The sequence below is a fragment of the Rathayibacter sp. VKM Ac-2857 genome (assembly GCF_013205025.1).
In the GTDB taxonomy this organism is placed as follows: Bacteria; Actinomycetota; Actinomycetes; order Actinomycetales; family Microbacteriaceae; genus Rathayibacter.
The window spans coordinates 1-3,040 of record NZ_JABMLE010000006.1; the positions used below are offsets into that span (position 1 = coordinate 1).

Sequence of the window (3,040 nt, forward strand, 5' to 3'; positions counted from 1 at the left end):
CATTTTCAACTGAAGTGGGTTCGGTCCTCCACGACGTCTTACCGTCGCTTCAACCTGGCCATGGATAGATCACTTCGCTTCGGGTCTAGACCCTGCGACTAAATCGCCCTATTCGGACTCGCTTTCGCTACGGCTGCCCCACACGGGTTAACCTCGCCACAGAGCACTAACTCGCAGGCTCATTCTTCAAAAGGCACGCCGTCACCCCAACATGGGAGCTCCGACGGTTTGTAAGCAAACGGTTTCAGGTACTATTTCACTCCCCTCCCGGGGTACTTTTCACCTTTCCCTCACGGTACTTGTCCGCTATCGGTCATCTGGGAGTATTTAGGCTTATCAGGTGGTCCTGACAGATTCACACGGGATTTCTCGGGCCCCGTGCTACTTGGGATACTCTTCACGCCATAACACCATTTCGACTACGGGGCTCGCACCCGCTCTGGCCAGGCATTCAAACCTGTTCGTCTATGATGCGCTGTAACGTTCAGTGCTCGGCAGAACACAACGAAAAGTCCCACAACCCCGACCATGCAACCCCTGCCGGGTATCACACATGATTCGGTTTAGCCTCTTCCGCGTTCGCTCGCCACTACTGACGGAATCACTGTTGTTTTCTCTTCCTGTGGGTACTGAGATGTTTCACTTCCCCACGTTCCCTCTACCCGCCCTATATATTCAGGCGGGAGTCACCAGGTCACCACAAGGGGCCTGGCGGGGTTTCCCCATTCGGAAATCCTCGGATCACAGCTCGTTTATCAGCTCCCCGAGGCTTATCGCAGATTACGACGTCCTTCTTCGGCTCCAGATGCCAAGGCATTCACCGTTTGCTCTTAAAAACTTGAAAATCACATGAGTTTAAGAAACCACAACTCGAAAAGTTGCAGATCCAATGATTGGCAAGAACACAACCCGAAGGCTGCTCCTTGCGAATCTTGTCGACCCGAACAACCCGCAAAGGCTGCCCGAGTCTAAGATGCTCGCGTCCACTGTGTAGTTCTCAAAATACGGGCGGTATCCCTCCCCCACACACCCAGGCATGGAAAAAGGATCCAGGAGAGTCGAGATCCAACCACCCCCGAAGGAGCAGCCGGCCCGGTCCCTCAGGACCCAACAGCGTGCATGTGCAGTCGCCCACCCACCCCGTGCGTTCCCAACCCGAAGGCTGTACTGACACGAGACGAATCTCTTCCTGCACCCAGTTCAATGTTCCACCCATGAGCTACCAGCAAAGACATTCGCTTTGATCTGGCGCCTGGAACAACCTCTACGCAAAAGCGCATGGTGTCCAGATGCTCCTTAGAAAGGAGGTGATCCAGCCGCACCTTCCGGTACGGCTACCTTGTTACGACTTAGTCCTAATCACCGATCCCACCTTCGACAGCTCCCTCCTTGCGGTTAGGCCACTGGCTTCGGGTGTTACCGACTTTCATGACTTGACGGGCGGTGTGTACAAGGCCCGGGAACGTATTCACCGCAGCGTTGCTGATCTGCGATTACTAGCGACTCCGACTTCATGAGGTCGAGTTGCAGACCTCAATCCGAACTGAGACCGGCTTTTTGGGATTCGCTCCACCTTACGGTATCGCAGCCCTTTGTACCGGCCATTGTAGCATGCGTGAAGCCCAAGACATAAGGGGCATGATGATTTGACGTCATCCCCACCTTCCTCCGAGTTGACCCCGGCAGTCTCCTATGAGTTCCCACCATGACGTGCTGGCAACATAGAACGAGGGTTGCGCTCGTTGCGGGACTTAACCCAACATCTCACGACACGAGCTGACGACAACCATGCACCACCTGTATACCGACCTTGCGGGGCAACCATTTCTGGAAGTTTCCGGTATATGTCAAGCCTTGGTAAGGTTCTTCGCGTTGCATCGAATTAATCCGCATGCTCCGCCGCTTGTGCGGGCCCCCGTCAATTCCTTTGAGTTTTAGCCTTGCGGCCGTACTCCCCAGGCGGGGAACTTAATGCGTTAGCTGCGACACGGAGACCGTGGAAAGGTCCCCACATCTAGTTCCCAACGTTTACGGCGTGGACTACCAGGGTATCTAATCCTGTTCGCTCCCCACGCTTTCGCTCCTCAGCGTCAGTAACGGCCCAGAGAACTGCCTTCGCCATCGGTGTTCCTCCTGATATCTGCGCATTCCACCGCTACACCAGGAATTCCATTCTCCCCTACCGCACTCTAGTCTGCCCGTACCCACTGCAGGCCCGAGGTTGAGCCTCGGGTTTTCACAGCAGACGCGACAAACCGCCTACGAGCTCTTTACGCCCAATAATTCCGGACAACGCTTGCACCCTACGTATTACCGCGGCTGCTGGCACGTAGTTAGCCGGTGCTTTTTCTGCAGGTACCGTCAAGCCGAAGCCCTTCTTCCCTACTAAAAGAGGTTTACAACCCGAAGGCCGTCATCCCCCACGCGGCGTTGCTGCATCAGGCTTTCGCCCATTGTGCAATATTCCCCACTGCTGCCTCCCGTAGGAGTCTGGGCCGTGTCTCAGTCCCAGTGTGGCCGGTCACCCTCTCAGGCCGGCTACCCGTCGTCGGCTTGGTGAGCCATTACCTCACCAACTACCTGATAGGCCGCGAGTCCATCCTTGACCGAAAAACTTTCCACCCGCACCCGATGCCGGGGCAGGTCGTATCCGGTATTAGACGCCGTTTCCAGCGCTTATCCCAGAGTCAAGGGCAGGTTACTCACGTGTTACTCACCCGTTCGCCACTAATCCACCCAGCAAGCTGGGCTTCATCGTTCGACTTGCATGTGTTAAGCACGCCGCCAGCGTTCGTCCTGAGCCAGGATCAAACTCTCCGTAAAAAAATTACGAACACCGACCCCGAAAGGAAGGCACTCAAGTTTGACCTCTAGCAAATAAGACATCATTACTGACATCAATTTCCAAAGGAACCCAACCGGATCACAAGACCCGGACGGGGTTATAAATTTGGCATTGAACATAGTGCACGCTGTTGAGTTCTCAAGAATCGGACACATCCCGCCTCCACACCACAAAAGGTGCTTCACAACGGAAGTG

The 3,040-nt window shown here is 55.0% G+C and carries 2 rRNA genes; both read right to left on the reverse strand.

Annotated features, from left to right (window positions below):
* Positions 1 to 844, reverse strand: a 23S ribosomal RNA gene (locus HQQ86_RS20850); the annotation flags it as partial.
* A gap of 456 nt (positions 845 to 1,300) precedes the next feature.
* A 16S ribosomal RNA gene (locus HQQ86_RS20855) occupies positions 1,301 to 2,823 on the reverse strand.
* Positions 2,824 to 3,040 lie beyond the last annotated feature (217 nt).